Source organism: Mesorhizobium sp. M0663 (assembly GCF_040320585.1).
In the GTDB taxonomy this organism is placed as follows: Bacteria; Pseudomonadota; Alphaproteobacteria; order Rhizobiales; family Rhizobiaceae; genus Mesorhizobium.
In genome coordinates, this window is sequence record NZ_JAMYPX010000024.1 from 22,867 (window position 1) to 46,658 (window position 23,792).

15 protein-coding genes and 4 pseudogenes are annotated in these 23,792 nt (G+C 63.1%); 11 read left to right on the forward strand and 8 right to left on the reverse strand.

Features of this window, described 5'->3' with window-relative positions:
- Positions 1-94 precede the first annotated feature (94 nt).
- The 3 genes from repC to NKI54_RS28130 all read left to right on the forward strand — a co-directional run bounded on the left by repC (position 95) and on the right by NKI54_RS28130 (position 2,254).
- Positions 95-1,300 (forward strand): plasmid replication protein RepC, encoded by a 1,206-nt coding sequence (gene repC, locus NKI54_RS28120; protein ID WP_352692895.1) that lies wholly within the window; start codon positions 95-97, stop codon positions 1,298-1,300.
- Between the two features lie 88 nt (positions 1,301-1,388).
- Positions 1,389-1,820 carry an antitoxin Xre-like helix-turn-helix domain-containing protein gene (locus NKI54_RS28125; protein WP_352692897.1) on the forward strand — a complete coding sequence of 144 codons (432 nt, stop codon included), beginning with the start codon at positions 1,389-1,391 and terminating at the stop codon, positions 1,818-1,820.
- Positions 1,817-2,254 carry an RES family NAD+ phosphorylase gene (locus NKI54_RS28130; RefSeq protein WP_352692899.1) on the forward strand — a complete coding sequence of 146 codons (438 nt, stop codon included), beginning with the start codon at positions 1,817-1,819 and terminating at the stop codon, positions 2,252-2,254. Before NKI54_RS28125 ends, NKI54_RS28130 begins: the two co-directional genes overlap by 4 nt.
- 73 nt (positions 2,255-2,327) lie before the next feature.
- Here the strand turns inward: NKI54_RS28130 and NKI54_RS28135 are convergent, their stop codons facing one another.
- Entirely contained in the window at positions 2,328-3,422 is a 1,095-nt protein-coding gene (locus NKI54_RS28135; RefSeq protein WP_352692901.1) for a tyrosine-type recombinase/integrase, read from the reverse strand.
- Between the two features lie 141 nt (positions 3,423-3,563).
- Between NKI54_RS28135 and NKI54_RS28140 the strand changes: the two are divergent.
- The 3 genes and pseudogenes from NKI54_RS28140 to NKI54_RS28150 all read left to right on the forward strand — a co-directional run bounded on the left by NKI54_RS28140 (position 3,564) and on the right by NKI54_RS28150 (position 7,023).
- Positions 3,564-4,505, forward strand: a pseudogene (locus NKI54_RS28140) (DUF1403 family protein).
- Between the two features lie 2 nt (positions 4,506-4,507).
- Positions 4,508-5,209: an SMC-Scp complex subunit ScpB gene (scpB, locus tag NKI54_RS28145; protein WP_051409785.1), complete on the forward strand. Its 702-nt coding sequence runs from the start codon at positions 4,508-4,510 to the stop codon at positions 5,207-5,209.
- The gene (locus NKI54_RS28150; RefSeq protein ID WP_352692903.1) at positions 5,206-7,023 is read left to right on the forward strand and encodes an SWIM zinc finger family protein; all 1,818 of its coding nucleotides are present in this window, start codon (positions 5,206-5,208) and stop codon (positions 7,021-7,023) included. The genes scpB and NKI54_RS28150 overlap by 4 nt, the downstream gene beginning before the upstream one ends.
- A gap of 82 nt (positions 7,024-7,105) precedes the next feature.
- Here the strand turns inward: NKI54_RS28150 and NKI54_RS28155 are convergent, their stop codons facing one another.
- The 3 genes and pseudogenes from NKI54_RS28155 to NKI54_RS28165 form a co-directional block, all read right to left on the reverse strand.
- Positions 7,106-9,424 carry a TOTE conflict system archaeo-eukaryotic primase domain-containing protein gene (locus tag NKI54_RS28155; RefSeq protein ID WP_352692905.1) on the reverse strand — a complete coding sequence of 773 codons (2,319 nt, stop codon included), beginning with the start codon at positions 9,422-9,424 and terminating at the stop codon, positions 7,106-7,108.
- A 154-nt stretch (positions 9,425-9,578) separates the two neighbouring features.
- Entirely contained in the window at positions 9,579-10,637 is a 1,059-nt protein-coding gene (locus tag NKI54_RS28160) for a TniQ family protein (RefSeq protein ID WP_352692907.1), read from the reverse strand.
- A 100-nt stretch (positions 10,638-10,737) separates the two neighbouring features.
- Positions 10,738-11,058, reverse strand: a pseudogene (locus NKI54_RS28165) (TniB family NTP-binding protein); the annotation flags it as partial.
- Between the two features lie 83 nt (positions 11,059-11,141).
- On the opposite strand from NKI54_RS28165, the pseudogene NKI54_RS28170 reads away from it, so the two are divergent.
- Positions 11,142-11,687: pseudogene (locus NKI54_RS28170) on the forward strand (TniB family NTP-binding protein); the annotation flags it as partial.
- Here NKI54_RS28170 and NKI54_RS28175 read toward each other — a convergent pair.
- The gene (locus NKI54_RS28175; RefSeq protein WP_502898259.1) at positions 11,681-13,186 is read right to left on the reverse strand and encodes a TnsB C-terminal domain-containing protein; all 1,506 of its coding nucleotides are present in this window, start codon (positions 13,184-13,186) and stop codon (positions 11,681-11,683) included. The pseudogene NKI54_RS28170 and the gene NKI54_RS28175 overlap by 7 nt on opposite strands.
- A 70-nt stretch (positions 13,187-13,256) precedes the next feature.
- On the opposite strand from NKI54_RS28175, the gene NKI54_RS28180 reads away from it, so the two are divergent.
- The gene (locus NKI54_RS28180; RefSeq protein ID WP_352692909.1) at positions 13,257-14,360 is read left to right on the forward strand and encodes an RHE_PE00001 family protein; all 1,104 of its coding nucleotides are present in this window, start codon (positions 13,257-13,259) and stop codon (positions 14,358-14,360) included.
- Positions 14,361-14,483: 123 nt separating this feature from the next.
- Here the strand turns inward: NKI54_RS28180 and NKI54_RS28185 are convergent.
- The 3 genes and pseudogenes from NKI54_RS28185 to NKI54_RS28195 form a co-directional block, all read right to left on the reverse strand.
- Positions 14,484-17,450: pseudogene (locus NKI54_RS28185) on the reverse strand (TrlF family AAA-like ATPase).
- 13 nt (positions 17,451-17,463) lie between these two features.
- Positions 17,464-18,480, reverse strand: coding sequence for a nucleotidyl transferase AbiEii/AbiGii toxin family protein (locus tag NKI54_RS28190; RefSeq protein ID WP_352692911.1), 1,017 nt, complete (start codon positions 18,478-18,480; stop codon positions 17,464-17,466).
- Positions 18,473-19,066, reverse strand: coding sequence for a DUF6088 family protein (locus NKI54_RS28195; protein WP_352692913.1), 594 nt, complete (start codon positions 19,064-19,066; stop codon positions 18,473-18,475). Before NKI54_RS28195 ends, NKI54_RS28190 begins: the two co-directional genes overlap by 8 nt.
- Before the next feature lie 229 nt (positions 19,067-19,295).
- Between NKI54_RS28195 and NKI54_RS28200 the strand changes: the two genes are divergently transcribed.
- From NKI54_RS28200 to NKI54_RS28210, 3 genes are all read left to right on the forward strand, one after another.
- Complete coding sequence (locus NKI54_RS28200) at positions 19,296-20,681, forward strand: hypothetical protein (protein ID WP_352692915.1); 1,386 nt, start codon at positions 19,296-19,298, stop codon at positions 20,679-20,681.
- A gap of 174 nt (positions 20,682-20,855) precedes the next feature.
- Positions 20,856-22,430: a hypothetical protein gene (locus tag NKI54_RS28205; protein WP_352692917.1), complete on the forward strand. Its 1,575-nt coding sequence runs from the start codon at positions 20,856-20,858 to the stop codon at positions 22,428-22,430.
- Between the two features lie 413 nt (positions 22,431-22,843).
- Positions 22,844-23,749 carry a toll/interleukin-1 receptor domain-containing protein gene (locus NKI54_RS28210; RefSeq protein ID WP_352692919.1) on the forward strand — a complete coding sequence of 302 codons (906 nt, stop codon included), beginning with the start codon at positions 22,844-22,846 and terminating at the stop codon, positions 23,747-23,749.
- The last annotated feature ends 43 nt before the right edge of the window (positions 23,750-23,792 follow it).

Sequence of the window (23,792 nt, forward strand, 5' to 3'; positions counted from 1 at the left end):
CCGAGAATCTCATTTCCGCGAATCACTGTCAAGAGTTTTCGGCGTCAATTCGGCGAGCGGATTTCTTTTGCCCGATTAAAAGGCGAAGGAAGAAATGGAGACGGGTATCGCAGCGACCCCTTTTGGGGGTCGACCGATGACGCTTGCCTTGTTAGCAGCTCAAAATGAGTCACGTAAAATCCCCAAGGACAGAGTCGTTGACAAATGGCAGATCTACCGCAACCTCTGCGAGGGCAAGAGCATCGTCGGCATCGGCGATCGCGCCCTGGCTGTCCTGAATGCGCTGCTATCATTCTATCCTGACAGCGAGCTGAGTGAGGAAAACGGCCTCATCGTGTTTCCCTCGAACGCACAGCTGTCCCTCAGGGCGCACGGCATGCCCGATTCCACCTTGCGGAGGAACCTGGCGGAACTGGTGGATTGCGGTCTAGTCATCCGTCGGGACAGCCCGAACGGCAAGCGTTATGCACGGAAGGGCAGGGGTGGGGAGATCGAGGAAGCATTTGGCTTCTCGCTGGCGCCGCTGCTGGCCCGTGCTAACGAGTTCGAGGCGGCGGCCGAGCGTGTTCGCGCCGACAACAGGGCGCTCAGGCTTATGAGGGAACGCATTACGCTGTACCGCCGGGATATCCACAAGCTGGTCGAGGCGGCCGTTGAGGAAGACGTGCCGGGCGACTGGGGGGGGCTGTGGAGGCGTTTCCGCGCCGTTGTGGAGGCAATTCCGCGCCGAGCCCGCATTGCCGCGCTCGAGCCTATCGTCGCCGATCTGGCCGCGTTGCGTGACGACGTGGATAAGCTGCTGGAAATCCATATGGAATCCACGAATCCGAGCGGCAATGAGTCCCAAAGCGAGCGGCAGCAATCTGATTCAAATACCGAATCTATCTTTGAATTTGAACCTGCTTTGGAAAAAAGCGGGTCGGCGGCCGAGCTAAGGACGAGTACCGCAGAGCCGCCGAAAACCTATCCGCTGGGGCTAGTGCTGAAGGCCTGCCCGGAAATCGCGGAGTACGCCGTCGACGGCGTCGGCAACTGGCGCGATTTCATGATAACCGCCGCCCAGGTGCGGGGATACCTGGGCGTTTCGCCTTCCGCATACGAGGATGCCTGCCATGTCATGGGGCAGGAGATCGCCGCAGTGGTGATCGCCTGCATTCTACACCGGGCACAGCACATCGATTCAGCCGGCGGCTACCTGCGGGTGCTAACCGAGAAGGCGAGGGCAGGGCAGTTTTCGGTCGGGCCGATGCTGATGGCGGCATTGCGAGCGAACGGCGAGAAAGCAAAGATGACAGGGTAACCGTTGGCGGATCGGTTCGCGCTGATGCGGGGCTTGCATGGTGCATCAAGTGAGGCTATCTTTTGCCTCATGTGGAATGGAGAGTGAAATGCTAGCGTTCGGAAATGTCGCCGACGTGTTGGGGCTGCCCGTTAAAGAGGTGGCGGCGCGGTCGCCTTTCGGGCTGATCTCCCGGATCGAGAATGGACTTCCCATCGGGGCGCTCGAGCTCGTTGCGCATCTTCTGGCGCCTGGCGATGCTCAGTTCAAATACCGGCTGATCCCCAAGGCCACCTACGAGCGGCGCAAGGCGGTACATCGCCTCTCGTCGGACGAGGGCACACGATTGGCCCGCGTCGCGCGCGTCTGGAGCCTTGCTGTCGATGTCTGGCAGAACGAAGAGGAAGCGCGTGATTTCTTGTTTCGGCCGCACCCGATGATTGAGGACAAGCGACCGATCGACGTCGTTATCCTGAGCGGGTTCGGCGCCGAAATGGTGGTCGAGATCCTCGCAGGTCTGAAGTACGGCAGTGCTGCGTGACGGCGCAGACTCTCCATCGCACGCTTTCGTCCTTTCGCATCGGCGATCCGGCCGGCACCTACCCGATCTTCGACGCGACCGGCTCGACAATCGCGCCAGGGCGATGGAACACGCCCGGAAGTCCTATCATCTACGCCAGCGAGCACTATTCGACGGCCCTGTTGGAAAAGCTGGTGCATGGCAGCGGCAGACTGCCGCCCAACCAGCACTACATCGAAATCACAATCCCGCGCGGGCTGAGCTACGAGGTCTTTTCGCAGCCGTCACTGCCCGGCTGGGACACGATGCCGGCGACGGGGAGCAAGGGATTTGGCGAAACCTGGTGTTTAGAACGGCGCAGCGTCATTCTGCTGGTGCCGAGTGTCGTGGCGCGTCTCGATTGCAATGTGCTGATCAATCCGGCGCTGTCGGTTTTACTTCCCGATTTCAATTGAAACGCTAAGCTGAAAATCCTGCTCTCCGGGATCTCTACATGGCGGCCTGAAACGGGGGAGGGGAGGGGCTTTCTCAGAGGCCCGACGCCTTGGTCAGGTTGGTGCGGAATCTGTCTCGCCTCCGTTGATATTTGCGTGTCATCTCGGCCGAGGCGTGGCCGAGATGCTTTTGCACATATCGCTCCTCGATGTCGGCCGATGACGCTAGGCCGGCACGAAGGGAATGGCCCGAGAACAGCAACTCGCGTTCGCCTTCCGGAAGATCGGAACGGACGCCGGCGGCAAGGGTGGTCTGCTTGACCAGGCGCGCGACATGCTTGTCGGAAAGCCGCTCGGTGTCGACGGTCTTGTTGTCCTTGAAGATGCGCCGGAAGAGCGGACCCCGCGCGATGCGACCGAAGCGGATCCAGCTCTCGAGCGCGGCGGCCGGGCAGGTCTGGTCGGATGCTCCTAAACCGACCTCGACCTCGCGCCATCCCGTCTTGCCGCGCAGGGTGACCAGCACGCCTTTGCCGTCAAAAATCTCGATCCAGCCGGCGCCGTCACTGCGGTCGTCGCGCACGACGTCCAGACCGACGATTTCGGAGCGCCGAAGGCCGCCGGCAAAGCCGAGCAACAGGATCGCCCGGTCGCGCAGGCCCCGCAGATCATGGCCAAGCGTGTTGACCATCGCCTTGATGTCGTCGCCAAGCACGGCTTCCTTCTGCCGCGGCGGCTTTGCGTGCTTGCGGCGAATGCCGGCGAGTACGGTGGCGATGTGGCGATCCGCTCGATCCATCGGCTGGCCACGCTGGGTGAAGTTCCAGGCGAGACCGGATAGGCGGCGCTCGATCGTCGCAACGGAGAGCGATGGCAAGCCGCGTTTCGGATCGCCGGCAGCGCAGGCGCCGATGTAGAGACCGATGACCTGGCTGGAGGGCGGTAGCGGATCGAATCCTTCCCGGCGACACCAGGAGGTGAAATGCCGCCAATCCTTGGCGTAGGCGTCCCGCGTGTTCTCGGAACTGGCGGCCTTGGCGTAGGCCGTCGCGGTCTCGACGAGGGCTTCCAGCCGCGCCGGCGATGAGCCCATTTCCATGACCAGATCGACGATGTCGGGCAGATCGCCGTCAAGATCGTCGGCGTCCGAGAGATCGTTTTCGGTGGCATTGGCCGGGGGATTTTCCATGATTTGGCAGGCTACCGCCATACGTCCGATAAGGCAAGCTTATCGGACATAAAAGCGTTGCGACAGGCTGTGCGCTTTGCACCGGATCGCTAGCGAAAAGCGCACGATGGCGTTATCGTCCACGCCATGATTCGTCCCGCCATGTCGCCGATTGCATCGACCTGCGAGCCGCCCACCGTGCCCGGCTGGGCGACCCAGCGCGGGTCGGTGACAAGCGATGCGGAGGCGGCGTTCATGGCCGGCGCGGCGTTGCATGCGCTCGACACTCTGGTGCGCGCGGCACCGCCCTGGGCCGGCGCCTGGCGCCAGCGCCAGGCGTTGAAATGCGCCGCGGCCGCCGTGCGCCTCGCCGGCCGCGCCGAGGACGAGGCGGCGCTGCGCGACGCCTGGCATCTGCGCAGCCCAGGCGACGATCCCGGCCCCTCCGGCGCCATTTTTGCGGCATAGAAACGACTGGCCTCACGCTCGCCGGCGGTCGACGCCGACGGCCTGCGCGGAATCTGCGACTTGCTCGGGGTCCGCTGGGATGGCGCGCTGGCGACCATCCCCGAACGCATGGACGATCTGCTGCGGTCCGCGCCGCCGGCGCCGTTCATGGCCGCCGCCATCGCCGGGCACGTCCACGCCGCGCGGCCGGAGGCGGCGTTTTTGGGCTGGTGGCTCGCCGACCTGGCGCTGGCGCAAAGATTGCGCTGGCCGCGGCCGGTGCCGCTCCTGATGGCGCAGGTGCATTCGTCAGCCTTTCGCACCGAGGGCGCACGAGGCGCAAAAATACGGCCGGGGGAGCAAAAGTTCGAGCGGGCGGTCTGCCTCGCGGTCGCGCAAGCCTCGGTGGAGGCCTGCCGGCTGGCCGCCGACATCGCCCGGAACGCCGCCCGGCTTGCCGCGGCGGCGCCCAAGCTCAGGGCGAAAGGGGCGGGGGAGGCGATCAGGTTGCTTCTCGACGAGGACGCCGTGCCCGGCTCGCTGCAGACGCCCCATCTGTCGCGATGGGGCGCGCGGCGCCTGTTCGAGCGGCTGACCGGTCTCGGCGCGGTGCGCGAACTGTCCGGCCGCGCCACCTTTCGCATCTACGGGCTGTGATGATGGCGGCGCGTCCGACGAAGGCTCGCCGAGGAAATGGGGATGGGCAACGACTGTTGCTTGACCGGGATCTCGACCACCTGCCGCCGGAGGTTCGGTGGCGTGAATGGATGGGGCGGGTCGAGGCCGTCATTTTCGCTTCCCACCAGCCGGTGTCGCGGGAGGTTCTTGCGCGGATGGTGGGCCGCGACTGCAATCTCGATCTTCTGATCGACGACATCCGCGCCGAACTGCGCGGCCGGCCCTACGATCTGGTGGCGGTCGCCGACGGCTGGCAGCACCGCACCCGGCCGGCTTTTTCAGACGCTATCCGCGCCGCTTCGGGCGTCAGCGAACAGACCGTCGACCTGTCGCAATCGGAAGCGCTGGTGCTGATGACGGTGGCGTATTTCCAGCCGATCACCCGCGCCGAGCTGTCCGGTTTTTTCGGCCGCGAGATCAGCCGCGACCTCATTGGCAATCTGCGCGGCGCCGGCTTCATTGCTTCCGGACCGCGCGCGCCGCAGCCGGGGGCGCCCTACACCTATGTGACGACGAAGACCTTCCTGTCCCACTTCAGCTTCGAGACGCTGCGCGATCTCCCCGACATGGAGAAGCTCGAGGACGCCGGCCTGCTCGACAAGGCAAAACTGCTCGCCGACTTGTCCGGCGCGCTCGGCATTGTCAGCGAAGACGCAGAGGCGGAGGAGCAGGGGCTGCCATGACGCCACCGCCATTCGGGGAAGACACGATCCGTGCCCTCGCCACCGAGGAATCCTTCGCGCGCGGCAAAAGCTACTTTCGCAGCGGGGCTGTTTCCGAACTCGTGCGCCGCGGCGATGTCCTGACCGCGCAGGTCGAAGGCAGCGAATTCGCGCCTTACGTCGTGTCGGTCAGGCTCCGCGATGGCGGCGTCGCCGACACGCGCGGCGTGATCGAGACACGCTGCTCCTGCCCCTACGACTGGGGCGGCGCCTGCAAGCATGTCGTCGCCGTGCTCCTGAAGTTTGTTGCCAAGCCGGGCGAGGTCGTGGAAAGGCTTCCGCTCGCGGACATGCTCCGGGACCTCGATCGGGCGGCGCTGGCGGCGCTGCTGATCAGCCGGGCCGAGGAGGATCCGGGCTTGGTGCTCTGGCTCGAGGCGGAACTGGCCGTCGGCGCGCCGGACGGATTTTTGGCGGGTGCGCGCCGCACCGCCGTCGATCCGAAACCGATCAGACGGCAGGCTGAGGCGCTGCTGTCGGGGCGCAATTCCCGAAGACGCGGCTGGAGCGACGATGTCCCCGCGATCGACGAGGACGGCGTCGCGGCGCTGATCGACAAGGCGAGGCCTTTCCTCGAGGCGGGTGACGGTCGCAACGCCCTCGCCATTTTGGAGCCGGTCACCGAGGCCCTGGTGCCCGCATGGCTCGAACAGGCCGACTGGGACGAAACGCTGCACGAGTTTTTTCCCGTGCTCGGCCAACTGATCGCCGAGGCGGTCCTGATGAGCGATCTCGCACCTGGCGAACGCGACGACCTGATGGCGCGGCTCGATGTCTGGCAGGGCGAACTCGACGGCTACGGCCTCGACGACCATCTGCAGGTCGCGATCGATGCGCTCGAACAGGGCTGGGATGAGATCGGTCTTGCGGACGTGATGGCCGGCCGGGGACGAACCTGGCCGCTCTCGGGCCAGGGCGACTGGATCATGGAGCGGCTGACGGAAGCCCGGCTGCGGGTGCTCGATATCGGCGGGCGGGCGGAGGAATTTCTCAACCTCGCCAGAGCGGCGGGACGGCATGGCGATCATGCCGCGATGCTCGTGCGGCTGGCACGTGTCGCGGAAGCTGCCGCTTATGCCCGGAAACAGTTTCGCTCCGCCGAAGAGGTTCTGCGGCTCTCACAGGTCTTGAAGGAGGCGGGACAGATCGACGAGGCGCTGGAACTGGCCGAATGGGGTCTGACGCTGAAGGCGGAAGAGGACCGCTCCTATGGGATTGTCGGTCTCGCGCGCTGGCTGCGCGATTGCGCCGCCGCGCTGGCCAGGAGAGAACCCGCATTGACGGCGGCGGGCGCCGCTTTCGAGCACAGTCTGTCGCTCGATGATTTTCGGGCGGCCGAGACCCTGGCCGGACCGGAATGGACGGCGATGCGCGCCCGCCTTCTCGCGAAGTTGGCGGCGGCGAAACACGCTCACGACCGGACCGAGATTTTCCTGAACGAAGGCAGGATCGACGAGGCGGTGCGGTCCGTCGACGTCGAGAACGTTTTGCGCAATCCGTCCAATACGGTTCTTATGCGCCTCGCCGAGGCGGCGCACGCCAGCCATCCCGACTGGGTCATCGATGTCTGCGAGCGCATGGCCGTCAACGTCATGGATTCGGGCCAGGCCGGATTCTACGAACTGGCGGCGCAGTGGCTGGAAAAGGCGGTGCTCGCCTATGATGCGGCGGGCCGGTTCGACGACTGGATCGAAAGGATCGACAAGCTTATCGAAAAACACCGGCGCAAGCACAAGCTCAAGCCGCTGCTCCAAGCGTTGCGCCCGGGCGCATAGGCATGGCCGGACGGCCTTGGAGAGCCAAACCGCCATATCGTCGCACGAACGCGGCAACATCGTCGATAGACCCTGACCGACGCTATTCCAGACGGTAGCCAAGGGTCCGATATCCGGTCCGCCGCTTCGCGGCCATACGCGCCAGAACCTGCACGGCCCCGTCGACATAATCATAGACGAGAACGTCGGACTTGCCCTGATGTTCGCGATGCAGGCGCCCGACATACTGGGCGAGCGTCCCCTTCCACGAGATCGGCATGGTCAGGAACAGCGTGTCGAGCCGATGGTCGTCAAAGCCTTCTCCGAGATAGCGGCCTGTCGCCAGAATGAGCCGTTCCTGATCGTCCGATATGCGAAGGGCAGCCTCGGCCGCATTGCGGTCCGCAGCCTTCATGCCGCCGCGCAGGACCACGAGATTGCGAGCAAACTTGGCAAATCGCGCCTGCAAGCGTTCGAGATGATCCCGCCGTTCGGTCAGCACGACCGGCGACCGCCCCGCTTCCAGCGCCTTCAGCACGTCGTCGAAGATCAGATCGTTGCGGGGCTCGTCCACAGCAAGCGCGGCATAGATTGCTGGCATCGAGGGGCGTTCCATGTTCGCAAGGGAAAGCGGAAGCTGGAATGTGGTCGGTCGTTCCAGGACACGGTGGCTCAATGTGCTTTCGATTGCCTGGTGGCGCGCACTCGCGCGATACCGGACCGGTCCGCATTGCATGAAGATGATCGGATGGTGCCCGTCCTTGCGCGCGACAGTCGCCGACAGGCCGAGGACGTATTTCGCCTTGGCGCGCCGCGCCACCAGCTCGAAGCTTGCTGCGGACAGATGATGGCACTCGTCTACGACGAGATGGCCGTAGTCGGCCACCAGATCCGAAACTTCGCCGCGCCGGACAAGGCTCTGGATAAGCGCGATGTCGATAATGCCTGTCGGTTTGCGGCGCCCGCCGCCAATGACGCCGATATGCTGCGGGTCAATTGCGAGGAAGGCTTTCAGACGTTCGACCCACTGGGCGAGCAGTTCTCGGCGGTGCACGAGGATCAGCGTGTTGCGGGCGCGCTGCGCGATCAGTGCCGCGGTGACGACCGTCTTGCCGAATGCCGTGGCGGCAGCTAGCACGCCAAAGTCGTGCGCCGCCAGCGCTTCATTGGCTTCGACCTGCCTGCCCCTCAGCGCGCCGAGAAACCGTGTGCCTTCGGGAAGCGAAGCTCCCGATTCCCGGCGATCCTCCAGGTCGACGTCACCGCCGTGATTCCGGATCAGGCCGATCACCTCGTCCAGACAGCCGCGCGGCAGGCCGGCATGACTCGGATGCACCTCCGCGCAGGAAATGATCCGGGGTTTGCCGAAGGTCGACAGGCGCATGGCCTGGGCGCGATAGAACTCCGGATTCTGGAAAGCAGCCAACCGAATGAGCCGCGCCACCATGGTGGCGGGCAGGCCGGTGCGTTCGACATAGGCCTGATCCGCGAGCACGATCTTGATTCGGTCCGGCAGCGGCTCGGTGACTACGATCGGAGCACGCCTGGAAGGCGTCATCCGCCAGGGCTCATCCGCTGCTTCGTCCTCGACCGGCAATCGCACGCCGAGCACGCGGCCCCGCATCTCCGCCTCGTCTACCAAGCGGCTCACCGCGTCGGCGGGCAGAAGCGGCAATGACGACAGGAACGCCCACTGGTCGGCATAGGGACGCAGATCTCGATCGACAAAGACGCTGTTGCCCTGTTCCCGCGCGCGCCGCTGCAGCGGAAGGGCGATGAGGTTCCCGAATCCGCCAATAGGCATGGTGTCCTGGCTTGGAAAGAAGCGGTCGTAAGAAGCAAAGCCGATTTCCGGGCGTCGCTCCATGGTCTCGGTCACGAGGAGGGAGCCGAGCTGTCGCGCGGAGCGCGCCGGGATCGGTTCGGAGAAGAAAATCCAGAGATGCCCGCCATTGCCGGACCGCGACCGCTCGAGCGCGGAATCAATGCCCTTGGCATCGCAAGTTTCCATCATGGCGATTGCATCCGCGGACCAACTCTCGCCGTCGAAATCAGCCGCCAGGAACCAGCAGGTTTCGTCGAGCAGCAGCGGGTAGACCCCGGCAACGAAGTTCTCGGAGCCGCGTCGCGACCCGGTCGCGCCACGCAGATGGTTTTCAATTACGTCGTCGGAGACCGGAATGAAGGCCTGATGTGGACATTCGCCACATTTTACCCGCGGCTTGCCGCAGATTCCCTTCACCCACTCATTGGCGCAGGCCGGCGCATAGCCCGACCGCCCCGCCTTCCTGTTTTCCCAGCGGACCGGATGCACGTCCGATCGGCCAGCAAATAGGCGGCGGAACAGAGCAATTTTGTCTACCGCCGTTGACGCATTGGTGACCGGCGCGGCTTCGGCGAAAGGCGCGGACAGGTCCGCCAAGGGGAGCAGTGCCTGTGGCTGATCAAGCTCGACAAGTCTTGCTTCAAGGGCTCGTCGCTCCGCAGCCAGCGATTCCAGGCGGGCACGGATACGGTCAATCTCATCGTCTCTTTCAAAATCGCATTTCGACACAGCCTGAACCACTGTCTGTCAATCAAACGCCAGATATGTCAGCTCGGCCTCCAACAGGCCGATATGCTCTGGTACCATGACCACCTAACTGCCGTTCTCTAACACGTCGATAAGCGCCAATCGGGGCAGAAAGATCGACGCCCTGGATATCAATCGTCCTTTGGGGAGCTTCGTCCTCGATCATGACACGCTTGCGCATCCACTGGCAGAGCGGTTGCAAGGCTGCAGCAAGGCTACCGGCGGCGAGAATGCGCTGACGCCAGAAGATGATTTCGAAAGCCTCCGTCCCGGCCGTCAGATGATCGTGACATTCTTCTGCTATTTGGTCGAAACAGCGGATGCGCGCGGCTGAAGATAGGTTGATCAGCGTCCTGGCCGAGCCGGGATCAACGGCCGTCGGAAGGCTGAGGAGTCGCGCGATCAGCGAACTCTTTGCGAGAAAGCCCTTGGCGGCCTCCATGCGGAGCATGTCATGAAGGCAGCGCTCGAAACGCCGCGTTGCCGCTTTCACGCTGACTTTCGCGGCTGTTCTCAGGTCGAAATGGCAAGTGGCGCAATGATGCTGCGGAATAAGGCCCGATTGATTAAATGCTGCAGTGCCGCTGCCGCAAGACGGACACCGGTCACGCAGCCCGCAGCCGTGCATCGGGCAGGAGATACTGCTCGCCATCCGCCACCGCCGGCGGAAGTAAGGCGCCAAATCGGAGGTGAGGCACTGAGGGCAGAATTGCAGCCAGGTCGAGCGCCCTCGGGGGCCGGTCTGGCGCAGTGGTAGCAGGAGGCGCGTGCGCTCATCCTGCGCAAGGGTCATTGCAGCCAAAGTGTCTCGCGCAACTCCGGAATAGTGATGAAGCAGGCGCGCCGCGCCATCCGGCAGCGCAAGATCGAGCCGCGCCGACCACATGCCGCCGTCTATCCCGAAAACGTCGGCAAAATGGCGCGGTGCGATGCCATTGGCGAACGCCAGGCGATTGAGCCAGCTCGATAGCAGCTCATCCGCTTGCGGCACGACCACGACTGGCCAGCGGTCGGAATGAATCTCCCGGTAGTGCGACTGCACTTCGATCGCGAACTCGGCCATGCCGGTCATAGCCGCTATAGCAGGACTTCGCGCACCGGCTCACAAGAAGACGGAATTGCGCAACGCCGTTCGCGCTGGCCATGCGGCGGGAGCTTCCAAGCCTTATGAGGCTGACATAGAAATGGGCAAGCCCTGCGCCCTCGTGGGTTTGCACGATCCAGACCCGTTGCGTCGGAGACATCCTCAAATGCTCGATTGCGAATCGCTCGGCGACCATCGTCTTGCCGTTGGCGTAAGGACCAATCAGCATCAGGCCGCCGGTGCGCAGTGCAGCCGGACGGGAAAGCAAGTCGGCCAACCGCTCATGAGCGTCCAGCGCCGCGTGATGGCCGATCCAGCGCGGCGAGCGGATGAAGGCGATCCGCTCCTCGATGTTTCCATCGAGATAGGGCCGTACATGGTCGAGAAGATGATCGGCCATTCACGCGCTACCATTCTTCGATCGGCAGCCGCCGCTTTTGACGCACCGGGTGCTCCACCGGGGCCGGCGGCACCGGCGCCATTGCCGTCCTTCAGGCGCTGAAAGCGCCGATCGGCAACGTCCGCAATGTTGGTCGGAAGGCTGCGCAACTCGATCACCTGCTCGCCAGCCTCGCGCCCCGAATCCTGATCTTCGACGAATTCCACAACGCGTTACGCGGCCGCACCCGCGACGTCGAGGCGATCTTCGCCTTCCTGCGTCGGCTTGGCCGGATTCACGACATCTCGCCGGTGCTGATCGGTGAGGTCGCCGTCTATGACTTTATCAATGCGACCGATGAAATGGCGAGCCGGTTCGAGCTGTGCGCGGTCCCGCGGTGGCGCTATGGCGAAGAATATCTGGCGCTCCCCGACAGTCTCGAGGCGGCCCTGCCGCTCGCCAAAAGCTCCGACCTGTCGGAGGAAGAAATGGCGCGCAAGATCTTTTCGCTCTCGGAGGGCCTGATCGGCGAGGTCGTCGCCATCCTCACCAAGGCGGCGGTGGTCGCCGTCCGATCCGGCGCCGAGTGCATCTCGATGGCGATGATCGATCGGTTAGGCCACATTCCACTCTCGGCCCGTCGTCAGGCGGTTCCGGCAACGGACGCAATCTCACGGCGGAGCTGGACCTTCTCGACATTCGACCGGGCATTCGCCATCCGGCGGTTGGCGCGGTCGCTTTCGTGCTCCCACAGGGTGACCGGCGTCAAAATCCCGTCACGGCGCCGGACCGAGCGAAAGGCGACACCTGCGGGGTCGCGGACATAGACATGACTGATGTCGCGCGGATCGTAACGAATCTCCAGCTTGCCCAACCGGTCGCGTTCGGGAACGAACGAACCGAGCCATGGCGCGTAATAGAACAGGGCAAACATGCTGATGCCTTGCGGCGTCAGGCGCCGTTCGGCACCCGGCAGAAACGTCAGCAGGACGTCATGCGCGTCGTCATTGAAGCGCGGATTATCCACCGCGTGTGCCTGCCACTCGGTAAGCGGCACTTTTAGCGTCTTGGCGTTCTCCTGGAGATTGTGATCGACGACAGCAAGCGCGACGCAACGCTCGAGATCGGCAAAGCTCAGGCAAGCACGTTTCTCAGACGGATATTCGTCACGGTCGGCCACCGATCGTCCGGTCGATCCCGGGTGCGTAGCAAGCACGGCATTGAGCTTGCCCAGCAGACGCTCGACCACACCACCCTGATGGACGCGGCCGCGGTCACGATATCGGATGCCGATGCCGTATTCGTCGCAGCCGCGCTGAAACGCCCGCCCCTTGAACTCCTTGGCCGAGTCCGTGACGAGTCGGCGTGGTCGGCCGAGCATTGGCCAGTCATGGTCAAGGCCGCGTGCGGCCATCCACTGCTCCTTCGGGCACATTGCGTGCGCAAGACAGAGTGCGACGGAGAGGGAAGACGGCTTTTCCAGGGACAGGCAGAAACCCAGAATGCAGCGCGAGAACACGTCGGTGAGGATGGTCAGGTAGGCGCGGCCGACGAAAATGCCGGCACCGTCGACCACCTCGACGAAGTTGATGTCGGTCGGCGTGTGATCGATCTGACAGACGTCGAGCGGGCGCGGGGCATGGATATAGCCCGGCCGCGGCTTGAGGCGACGAAGGTGCTTCGGGTTGGCTGACCGCCCCTTGGCAATCTCTTCCGGCGTGAACAAAGCCGGGATGCGGCGCGCGGCGGCAATGTAGGACGGCGGTCGAAGGCCGGCCTCCTCGCAACGCGCGCGGATTTCGGCGACGACAGGGGCAAGCGGCGGCGCTTCCAGAACAAGCCACTGCTCGCGCAATGTCGCAGCAATGATTTCCTCGATCTTCGACGGCAACCGCTTCCGGCGTGTGTTGCCCGTTTTCGGCAAGAGCACCGTTACTGTTCGGTCGTCACGATAGCGCGCCAGGAGATTGTAGATCTGACGGGTCGACAACTGCAGCTCAGCCGCTACGCGAGCAATCGCCGATCGGCGCGGCGCGGAACCATCGAGGACCTTGTCGAGTTCGCTCGCTATCCGCCGCGCCTGCGACCAGTGGTCGTCGGTCGCAGTTCGGGACGCGGCCGAAGGCCCCTTTTGCACCAGCTTCTGCAAGGCGGCACCCCATGATTGAAATTCTTAGCGAGAAATCAGTCGCGCAATACCACCCAAAGCCAACGCGGATATGACATTCGCAGGATTGAAATCCGCAAGTAAAAGCCACACCGCGGCTTTGGCGCGCCTCGATGAGCGCCTGGCACGCTCGCCGGTGCGCGAGGGCTGGATCGAGCGCTCGCACTTCCACGACGCCACCGCCGCGCTATGGATCGAAGGCGAGCTCGTCCACATTGAAGATCTGGTCTTCCACGATGCTCAGATGGATCAGCGTTCACCAACCCACGAACTGACCAGGGCACACGCCGTCTTGCGCAAGCGACGGCGTATCCTCTCCCGGCCCCGCGACTGGGTCTTCGGGCGGGAAGGCCTGCGCGAGCTGACGGGGCAGGATGGGTCGGGCGTGGACCTATCGGTAGATGGCCAGGAAGGGGAGGGGGGCGTGCTGACGAAAGCCGCGCCCGCGACGGCGGCTGAGGTGCCCGAAGACGATGCGCTGACGCGGCAATTCGCGGAGATCGACGCGTTGCTGGCGCGTTCGTCCAAAATCCTCAGCGGCGCCGCCGTGCCGCTGCGGCGGGTTCCGCAAGACGATAACCGGCTGTCGGTGTTTTTTGACGAGGATTGGAACGAGGGCGGCCGGCTCGCCGAATGGCGCGATGCGCTGGATCGGACGCGGCATCTGCCTGTCGTGCTGCGTGCCGCGCTGCTGCTCGATGCCTGGAATGACATAGAGGTACTTCAGCGGGGTGACTGGATTGGACCTCTTCTGGTGGCTGCTCTGATGCGCCAGGAAGGCCCTGCCGTCCATCATCTGCCATGCTTGCATCTCGGCGCGCAAAAGATTCCCCGCGAGCGCCGGCGCGCCCGCAACCGGACCGATCGCCTTCTTGCCTGCATCGACGCCATATACGAGGCGGCGAGCACCGGGCTGAAGGAGCACGACCGTCTCCTGCTCGCCAAGGAACAGATGGAACGCGTGCTCCGCGGTCGCCGCGCCACCTCAAAACTCCCCGCGCTGCTCAACCTCGTGCTGTCGCGACCGTTGGTGTCGACCAGCATGATCCAGGAGGAGCTGAAGGTCTCGCGACAGGGCGCGCTCGATCTCGTCGGCGCGTTCAACCTGCGTGAGTTGACGGGGAAGGGGAGTTTTCGCGCATGGGGGATCGTCTAAATGGTGAATATGCACTCTTTCGGCCGGCACCCCTTCCGCGCTGACAAGGATCGCCGTCGCCGACACAGCGCTTGCCAGCGGATTCAAAATGTGGGCGCACAACCAAATCGTTGACGTCCACCCTTATCGCTCCAACCTCACGCGCAGCCTTCGCGCTCGCTCCTGGAATGCGCCTTCGCCACCCTCTAGGATGTCGCAGACCGCCTTTCTGATATCTGCATTCTCCAATCCGCCCGACCTGTATGAGATCGGCGGCAGGGAGCCGTGCGGATGCGGTCCCGCGTCGGCGATGATGATCTGGTCCGCGTCGGTGTTGATCACGAGATTTGCATTGTGCGTGACCATGATGACCTGGCGGTGGACCTTCGCCTCGATGAAAAGGTGGACCAGCTCATCGAAAACCGACTTGGGATCGAGGTTCTCCTCGGGCTGGTCGATCACCAGCGGCCGGTTATCGCTGTCGTCCAGCGCTAGATAGAGGAGCAGGAGCACGATGCCGCGGGTGCCCGGCGACAGCTTGCGGATGTCGACACCATCGTAATCGATCCCATAGCGGATCGCGATATGATCGGTGCTGAACAGCCATTGCGCAAAGCGCTTCGACCAGGCGCGGAATTCCGTCTGGTCAGTGTGCGCGACCGGGGAATGATCCAGCAGGTCCTTTTGATAGAGCCGTCGGAACTCCGCCATTGCGGCGACGACGGCGTGTGAATCCCCCGTCTCCCATGCGTCCTTCATCACCTCATTTGCTTTCTGCAGCAGCGTTCCCTTTCCCCGAAACGCGCCGGCTTTCCTGAGGTCTATCAGACCGTCTTCCGCCTCTGACGCCCATTGCTCCACATTGGCGACACGCGTGACGGAGAAGGAGAGTTTCTTCAGCGTGCCGGACGCGGCAGCGAGCCGCGCCATGAGCGGCGAATAGAGGTCTTCCAGCACCGTTTGCTCCGCGACAAGCGCGTCGAAGGCCCGGCCATAGGCCTGCTCGCGCTGCGTCTCACGCGCGCGCTCTCTGGCGCCCTGGGCATCCTTCAGCTTATCGGTCAGCGTCTGCAGCGCCGCGGTCTCGGTCGCGATGCTCCCCGAAAGAGCCGTGTAGCGCCGCTGCGTCTCCTTGTCAGCGCTGACCAGCTTCTCCAACCGCGCCATCTCCGCCTCGAGCACGGCCTGAGACAGCGTGCTCAGATCGGCGTCGTCACGAAAGTACGGCGTGTTCGGATCGCTTGGGGCCGGCGGCGATCCCTTGAGCTTGGCGATCTCGCCGTCGACCCATTTCACATAGCCAGTGAGGTCGTTGTCGACAGGCCCCTTGTAGTCCAGCAGGAACGACGCCCATTGCTCTACCGACATGCCACTGTGGGTATGGCGCGACTGGGCCTGCCTCAGCGCTTCAGGGGCCTGGTTGCGCCGTAGGTCCTTCACCTCGTCCTGCATTGCCAGGAAGGTCTGCCGCTGGCCGGCGAACTGGCGCAGCTTTGCTCGGATCTGGTTTGCGGCTCCCGCCAACTCGGTGTGACGTTGGGCTCGCTTCTCGCTGCCCGCCGATACGAGCTTCGTACGATCGGCCGTGTAGGCGTCGACCAGCTTCTTTTTCTGCACGACCTGCCCTTCGTAGGTCGCGATCAGCTTTTCCTTCTCCAGCTCAGTGCCGATGCGCTCGGAAATCTGCGACACGGCCTCAGCCTCGCGTTCGCGCGCGAGACGGTGGCGCGACGCGCGGTGATCGAGAAGCTCGGCGAAGTCCAGCGTGCCGTCCCGAGCATCGTCTGGATGGGCCTCAAAGATCACCCGTTCGATTTCGCGCAGCAGGCCGTCGGTCAGCCCGCTGGACGAGCACAGCTCCTCCACGAACTGCTGCGACAGATACCGCAGGCGCTCATAGCTGAACGGCCCGTTCGCATCCGAACCATCGAGTGCGCGGGTACTCGGTTCTCCAGACGCCCAACTCACCTTGACCTTCCCGTCGCCAACAAGGGGGCGAGCGCGGATAAGGAAAGAGGGATTGGCCCATTCCTCGGCGTTCCACGCCTCATCCGAGATCGAGTCGCACCCCGCCGCGATCATGTCAGCCAGCGCGGTCTTGCCGGAGCCGCGCGCGCCGATGATGGCGACCAGCCCAGGATTGAGCGGAATGACCGGCGTCGTCATCCACGGCGCATCAAGGATCTCGATTCCCGAGATAACCTGCGACGGCGTTGCCGATGCCGGCGGTTCGGCGCCGACATGCGCGCGGCCGCCCGGATCGATGCACGCCTGGCGCAGGGCATCGAACTCCAACCCACCCTAGGAGAACCGGTCCCCGAATGGCGAGGCGACATCGTCGAGCTTGTGGGCGTCACTCCCATGCAGACAAGGTTTCAACCCACCGTATCGGGCTCGCATTTCATCAGGCGCAAGATCCCTTCGGCCGAGCCAGAACTCGCGCTGCGCCGGGCTGCTGGCAAAGATCACATGCGCGAAGCCTTCAATTTCGCGTCGGATCGTCTGGTCCGCAGCCTCCCGCACGCCCGACGTTCCGTCGGCCGCGCCGCCCGCGACCGCAATCAGGATGTTCTTCTTCGCCCATCCGCTCTCCGAGAACACCTCGCGCAACTTCTGGAAATTGACCTTGAACTGGTTGGCTCCATAGGCCAGCGCCGCGTTGTCCACGGTGATGTTCGGGTCGGCCTTCTTGCCGAGCCTGATAAGGTCCGCGCGTGTGCAGTCGAAGCGGTCCTTCATAACGTTGAACTGCAGTCGCGACAGCAGTCGCTGCAGTTCCTCGACGTGCTTTGGATCCTCCGGGCTGACAAACAGGTGAAGGTTGACGAACCCGCCCCTGGCCGTGGCCACGTCGAGCCGGAGTTCGATATTCGGGAAGATCAACTTGATGGCAGGCAGCCGGCCGGCGGCCTTATGCCTCAGCACATCCTCATAGGTATCCGTGACGTAGTAGTCGGTGACGGCAATCGCCTCGATGACCGGCGTGGCGCTCTCCAGTGCGGTGAGATAGTCAGTCCAGGCTGTGGGGCCGCTGAACTGGTTGTTCATCACCGTGCCCGGTGCATGAATATGCGGCTCCCACCTCCGCCATTCCGATCCCCGACTTAGCATTCGCCTCCCCCTTCTATGCGCCCGCGCGGTTGGCCCGCGCGGCGATATCGGCGCAGTGCGCCATCAGCGCCTCGAAGGGTTCGGCATCGTCCAAGAGCAACCCGTCCTCGACCATACGGCCGTAGTCTTCTTGCAGCGCCTTGGAGGCATCGCCGCCGGGCACAAGCTGCAAACCGCCATTCACAGCGGCCACATAATCGATCGGACTACCGTCAGCAGCTTTCTCGGCGAAGAACATGCCCTTGTGGCGCGCGACAGCGTTCGCCAGCTCGCGATCCGCGAAAGCCGTTTCCGCTAGACCGGCCTCATCCAGCCGCACGACGTCGTGCCAGTGTCGCGCGAAGCGATCGCCGCGGAGCCGCTCCTGCAGGCAGAAGACGTGGATCGCCGTCGCCTTTTCCCAGAAGGTTCGCTCGGCGTGCATCACGCGGGGCCGTGCCGTTGGGAACACCACGCCTTTGACGAGGCCCGATGCGTCGCAAGCGATATCCCGCAGACTTGCCGGCTCGCCCGTCGATCGAGCGCCGAACTCCAGCATCACGCTTGGCGCCACGTAGCCGGAGCCTGTCGCGGTAGCCTCATAGTCGATGAACAGCTTCTCGCCCTCGACGCGGATCGTGGCGACCAACGCCTGCGCGGCCAGCGCGTCCGCGATGACCGGCTGTGCGGCCCCCGCCACCCATTCCGGCAGGCGCTTACGCACCTCGCTCGACCAGCGCTTCTCCTCGCTGCGAGTTTTCGGCAGCGCCTCGCCGTTGTCGCCCACCAGGTCGGGCGCGATCGCCCGGATGTCGTAGGTCAGATCGACGTCCTCGGAAAACCGCCGGATGACCCCATAGGCCTTCGACAGTGACGTGCCACCCTTGAACACCAGATGCTCACCGAGCGCCGATCCGTAGAGCGTTGCGAGCGCCCACACCACCCATACATCCTTCTCGAGAAGGTGCGCTGGGCGTCCCGACTGATCGGCCGCGACGCTCAGCGCCTCGCGGCGGTCGGCGACCGGAAGGTGGAGAAAGGCGTCAGCCATGCGCCGCCTTTCCCACGCTGCGCGCGAGCCAGGTCGGAAGCTGTGGCGCTGCTGCTACCAGTTCGCTGAAGGTCGACGGCGGGAGCTTCTGCTTCAATGTCTTCAAGGCGGCTTCCGCCTTCTCCGGCCCAAGCCAAGCCAGCGCCCGCACCGCCTGGCCAGCCGGCTCATAAGCCAAGGCGAGCTGCCAGCGCGGAGCGTGACGAAGTTCGACGACCTGCTTACCGAGATTCATCGTTCGGCTGCGGCCGGAGGTCAGATAGACCGACCGAACCGGCACTTGGGTCGTCAGGCCGAGCGTGTTAGCCGCCGCCGCCCCGCTCGGGACGATGACTTCACCACGCTGGTTGGCGAGCGCCTCGACCGCCTGCTGGACGGAGGGAGCCCTCGTGCCGAACCTGCTTGTGACGGGCCGGAGATAAACGCCGCGACCGGCCCGGATCAGTTGACCGCGCTCAGTCAGACGCGACAAGGCCTGATCCACGGCAGCTCGATTACCGAGGTGGAGCAAGCTCTTAGCCGCCACGGGTGTGCCTTCCGGCTGCCCTTCGGCATGCGCAAGAATCTGTTCGGTTAACCGTTGCATGGCCATCTCCTTGTCAGAAATATACGCAGTTTTCTGACACTTTTCAACCACTAGGCTACCGTCGAAAATGGCCTGACGAGGTCGACGCGAGTTCAGCCTCAACACGCACGAGGAGGCGAAACGAGTAGTTGCCAATACCGAAATGGCCGGTTCTACGCTGAATGGCTTGCTCCGTGCACGCCCGGTCGCGAAAGTGCAAAGACGGCTATCATCAAGGGAGGGCAGCCACTTGTTCGCCAACATTCCGATCGGGGACGGAACTTCGACAGATCTCGGCACTGCATTTGAACAACATCTCACTGCCTTTCGTGGCCAGAAGGACTACGCCTTTGCCTTCCTGGAAAAGGATTGGCTCGACGTAATCCGGCAGCGCGCCATTCGAGACCAGGATGAAGCGTTAGAATCGCTTACCGCCGAAATGCTAGCCCTCCTAGCCGCGCCAACCGCCAAGTCCAACTTCAAGCAGTCGTTTTTGGACCTCTACGACCGATCACGTCGCCACGCCTATCCTCTTTGCGCCCGATTGATCGATGAGCACCATCTTCATAGCGGCATATCGCGCGACTACACTTTGCAGTGCTTCGATCTTGGACAGATGCGGCGTATTGAGGATGAGGCGCATTCGGATGCGACGATGCGCATCTTCGTGAAGGACATGTTGAAGAAGCTGACGACGGTCACCAAGCAGCCTCGGCACGAAATCTATAGACAGGTCTTTGATGTCTATTCCGAAGCGCTTGTCTGCCGTCTGCTTCGCGAGAGATGCGGGACGGCACTCACCATTAGGAAGCTAACCGAGACGGAAGATGCCGGGCCGGATTTTGCTTGTGACCTTCGATATGTTCACGCCGGCAAGGAGCAGCATCTTGAGTTTTTCATTGAGGTAAAATCGCTGGATATTGCCGACGCTCCCCAGCGACTGCCCGAAATGCTGGATGAAGGCATGAACCTTCAGATCGAACTTGAGAGGCAAGTCCAGGAGGGGCGCAGGGTCGCCATGACTGAGGGTGAAATCGCGCCGCATCGGCGGTACGGGACGGATGCGACCTACGATCCCTGGTCGGTTCGAAAATGCATCGAGACGCTGATCGGCAAGGCCGCGGGGAACTTCAAAAACGCACAATTTCAACGCGGCCCGACCTTTGCGCTCGTGAATCTCCTCCGGCTACCTCCGCCATCGCAAGGAAAGTACACGCTGGCCCCGCTCTTCTACGATGACTACATGGGCGGCGCCTGTGTCAGCGGCGCTCTATGGCACATGGCGTTCGGCGCATTCGGAGCGCCCATCTATCGCCTGCCGCGATTTGAGGGCGCCGGCACGGACGATGGCGCCCTAAACCGCGCAGGACTCCTTGTTGATCCCAACGTGAAGCTCCGGGCCGCTGGGCTGATCGTCTTCCATGAAGATCGGGGGGCTTATCGGTTCGATGGCCTTTATGATGCTCATTGGACGGACGACGAGTGGGACTGGAGCAACCTGCAGGTGGAAGAGGCGATGTATGCCTTGTGCGGCGACTATAACGATCGCCGCAACGAGAATGCCCATAAATATTCGCGCATGCATCAAGCAGCATCGGTTATGCAAAATCAGACTTCCGGCTCACCTCATGAATGAGTGGGCAAGAGTCTGATTGAAATGAGCGTGGGCACGATTATCGAAGCAAGTCGGGTGCGTACAGGGATCCCGATCGGCGCGGCCGCTGAATGCGGTGTCATGTTCGACGGTCGTCAGTGCGCGAGTACATGTTAATTCAGCGACGTCCGAATAGGGTGAGCGACAAGGCCGAGCATGACGCCAAAAAAAGATAACGCAGCGGAGGATACAGCGACCACCGAGCTTGACGTGCTGTGCGGAGTGATTGCCCATCTCTTTCCGGAACGGACGAGGCCAAAACCTCGGCGTCGCATCAACATTGGAAACCACCGTGATCTGGGCGCTGATGAGCTGGAGCCGGCAACATCCGCTTTGGCGGATGCAGCCTCTGACTCCCACATCGATGTTGAGGTCGTTTTGAAGTTGCTTGGTGCGATTGAGAAGCTCGGGTGGACTGGTATTGACGTCGACACGTTCCGCGCCCGCGTGATTTCCCATGTCGAGCGGCGTTGGCCATCCTTCGTCGAACCACTAGTCGAGTGCGCGCTCCAGACTTATCAGCCATCGTCTGTTTTCCGCACTTTCCCCAAGCTTAGATGCGAGCGTTTCCTGGCTAGCCGACTCGCGGCTTCACTCGCGACTCCGCAAGGCTACACCTTTCGACTGGAGGAGGTGCTGGACGAACTTGCGCCCGAGACGCTCGCGGAGGCCCGTCTACTTATCGCGGCGTTTCTTGAACGCGGAATCCGTGACGAGAGAGGACTAGCAACGTCTCTGTTCTGCGCGCTTGGTCGTGGCATGGGATGGACGCCCTGGGTCTCACTGCAAGCGATCCTTCATGTGCGACCTGACTATGCCGGTCTGCATGCTACATTTGAGCGGGTGGGCGATCGCTCAAGAGAATCTCAGTCGACCATCGATCGACGCGTCGAGATGGCCCGGGAAATCGAGGCACATGCCAAGGTACGTAACGTTGCGGGTTTACTGCTCGAGCTCATTGGGCAGGGAACTGAATGGCGGGATGACGGTTTGCTCAGCCGTCCGGCGGAAACTCGCGCGGCATTTGTGGATAGGCTGCGAGCGATAATTGGCAATGACCCGCAAGTCAGGCAGGCGGTCATTGAAGCGTTGCTTTGGTCCGCGGGTGGTCGAGGAGCCGATCTTGCCCAGTTTGCCGCCGTCGCCCTTGCCCAGCCAGAAGATCGCTCCGCCCTCCTCGAACTCGAGAGACATCCTGTCCGCCTCGTCCAATATGCGGCTCGCGCGGTCAGGGCGGCGAAGTTCAGCGAGCGACTTGAAGTGGGAACACTTCCACCCGGTGGAAGTCTGCTCCAGTCATTGGTCACGCTCGATGGGGGAGCCGCGCCCGCCGATGAGCCTGCGCGTACCTGGCTAGGCGATCGCGCGGTGGAACGTCTGATCGAACAGACGATCTCACGCGTTGAAGCGAGGGTTGCCCAAGAATATCACAATCACGGCGGCGAAGGTGAGGATCGACTACTCTCCTCGCTGTTCCGAGAGCTCGCACTTCGCTTTTCTGACCTGGATCAGGCACTTGAATCGTTGGCTCGCGCCGCTGCCGCGCCGCATCGTGCCGCGGTCAGTATGGAATACCGCAATGTTGATCGCGCAGAGGGAAGGTGCGAGAGGCATCAAGAAAGCAAAAAGCTTCTCGGCCGATTTGTGCCTGATCGTGGAGCCAAGAATCAACGGCGTCTCGCTCGGCCGGCGGGTCACGCTTGTTCAAGCCAAGCGTCTCTACCGAAATAACAAGGTTCGTCAGCAAACCGCCTGGCTTGACTCCTTCAAGATCGACCGCGACCAGCGACTTCACCTGCAAGAGCAGACCCATTCAAGCGTATATTTCTTCCTGGGGCCCCCTCTTGGAGGACGCGGAGTTCCGGTAATCCCTGCCTCATTGGTCGGCGACCTCTCAGAGTACAAGGGATCGGGGACAGCTCTATCGCGAAATGTGGTGGCCGTGGCTTCCCGCTCACTTGCAGACTGGCTTACTTACGACGTACTCGCTCTGCGGGTCGGCGACGCCTACGCGGAGCTTGTCAAACGGGCCGCTGGCGCGCCCGGGGCGCTGCCACGGCCACTGCTGGAAGTGCCAACGGTTGAGGTCCAAATCGCACTGGCACCGCGTAGCGAGGGACTGAGATGAGGGGTCGGGGGCGCACGTGGTGATCGACAAGCCAGACGTGTTCATAAGCCACGCTTCGCCGGACAAGGCGACGTTCGTCAGGCCACTTGCCGAGGCCCTGCGCGGGCTTGGCGTTGCCGTCTGGTATGACGAATTTTCCATGGAGCTAGGCGACAGCATTTCGCAAATGATCGACCGAGGAATCGCAACCTCAAGATTTGGCATCGTCGTCGTCAGCCCCGCTTTCATCTCCCGAAATTGGACCCAGCACGAGCTCCGTAGCCTCGTCAGCCGGGAGGTCGACCAGGACATCCGCATTATTCCGGTCTGGCACGGCGTCACCAAGAAGCAAGTGTCCGATTTCAGTCCTTCTCTCGCCGACAAGCTCGCCGTGGACACAAGCCAGGTCGACGCTATGCAAGCCGCCATCCAGATCCTGCGCGCCGTACGCCCAGACCTATATTCCGCTCATCCTCGAGCCGAGCTCGAGCGTCTGGCGAACGGAACTGCGATTGCCGAGCTGCAGGCAGAGATCGAGAGCCTGGAAACCGAGCTTGAGGAGTATCGATGTCCGTATTGCGGTGCGGCCCTTTCGATGCGGGCAGATGCGCCAATGGACGACGAACAGAAACACTGGGACGTCGTTGAAGTCTTCGACTGCGGGTTCAGGCGCTTTGGCGGGTCGGTAGATCGTCTATGCCCCCACGATCCGAATTTTCCGCGCTTTGAGGACTACGAGATTGTCGTCCTATCCAGCCATCTGCTCGGGCGAGACGCATTCACTGTTCGAGCGATGCCGCGGACCGAGATGGCGCGCAAGCTCCGTCTCGAAGCCGCATCGGCACCGACGGAGGAACAGGCGCGCCGCCGGTTGGAGGCTAATTATCGTTACGCCGCGGGAAAGATCAGCAATGCGGAGTGGTTTAACGCCAAGGCCGGGTAGGTGGCTTGGCGCTGCCCTGTCGGAGTGCGCTTTGCTCAAAGGG

Excerpts from the sequence above, each read along its gene's own strand:
- NKI54_RS28180 (WP_352692909.1), top strand. The coding sequence starts at position 13,257 with ATGACATTCGCAGGATTGAAATCCGCAAGTAAAAGCCACACCGCGGCT.
- NKI54_RS28160 (WP_352692907.1), bottom strand. The coding sequence starts at position 10,637 with ATGGCCGAGTTCGCGATCGAAGTGCAGTCGCACTACCGGGAGATTCAT.
- NKI54_RS28150 (WP_352692903.1), top strand. The coding sequence starts at position 5,206 with ATGACGCCACCGCCATTCGGGGAAGACACGATCCGTGCCCTCGCCACC.
- repC (WP_352692895.1), top strand. The coding sequence starts at position 95 with ATGGAGACGGGTATCGCAGCGACCCCTTTTGGGGGTCGACCGATGACG.
- NKI54_RS28195 (WP_352692913.1), bottom strand. The coding sequence starts at position 19,066 with ATGCAACGGTTAACCGAACAGATTCTTGCGCATGCCGAAGGGCAGCCG.
- NKI54_RS28125 (WP_352692897.1), top strand. The coding sequence starts at position 1,389 with ATGCTAGCGTTCGGAAATGTCGCCGACGTGTTGGGGCTGCCCGTTAAA.
- scpB (WP_051409785.1), top strand. The coding sequence starts at position 4,508 with ATGGCGGCGCGTCCGACGAAGGCTCGCCGAGGAAATGGGGATGGGCAA.
- NKI54_RS28190 (WP_352692911.1), bottom strand. The coding sequence starts at position 18,480 with ATGGCTGACGCCTTTCTCCACCTTCCGGTCGCCGACCGCCGCGAGGCG.
- NKI54_RS28205 (WP_352692917.1), top strand. The coding sequence starts at position 20,856 with ATGACGCCAAAAAAAGATAACGCAGCGGAGGATACAGCGACCACCGAG.
- NKI54_RS28135 (WP_352692901.1), bottom strand. The coding sequence starts at position 3,422 with ATGGAAAATCCCCCGGCCAATGCCACCGAAAACGATCTCTCGGACGCC.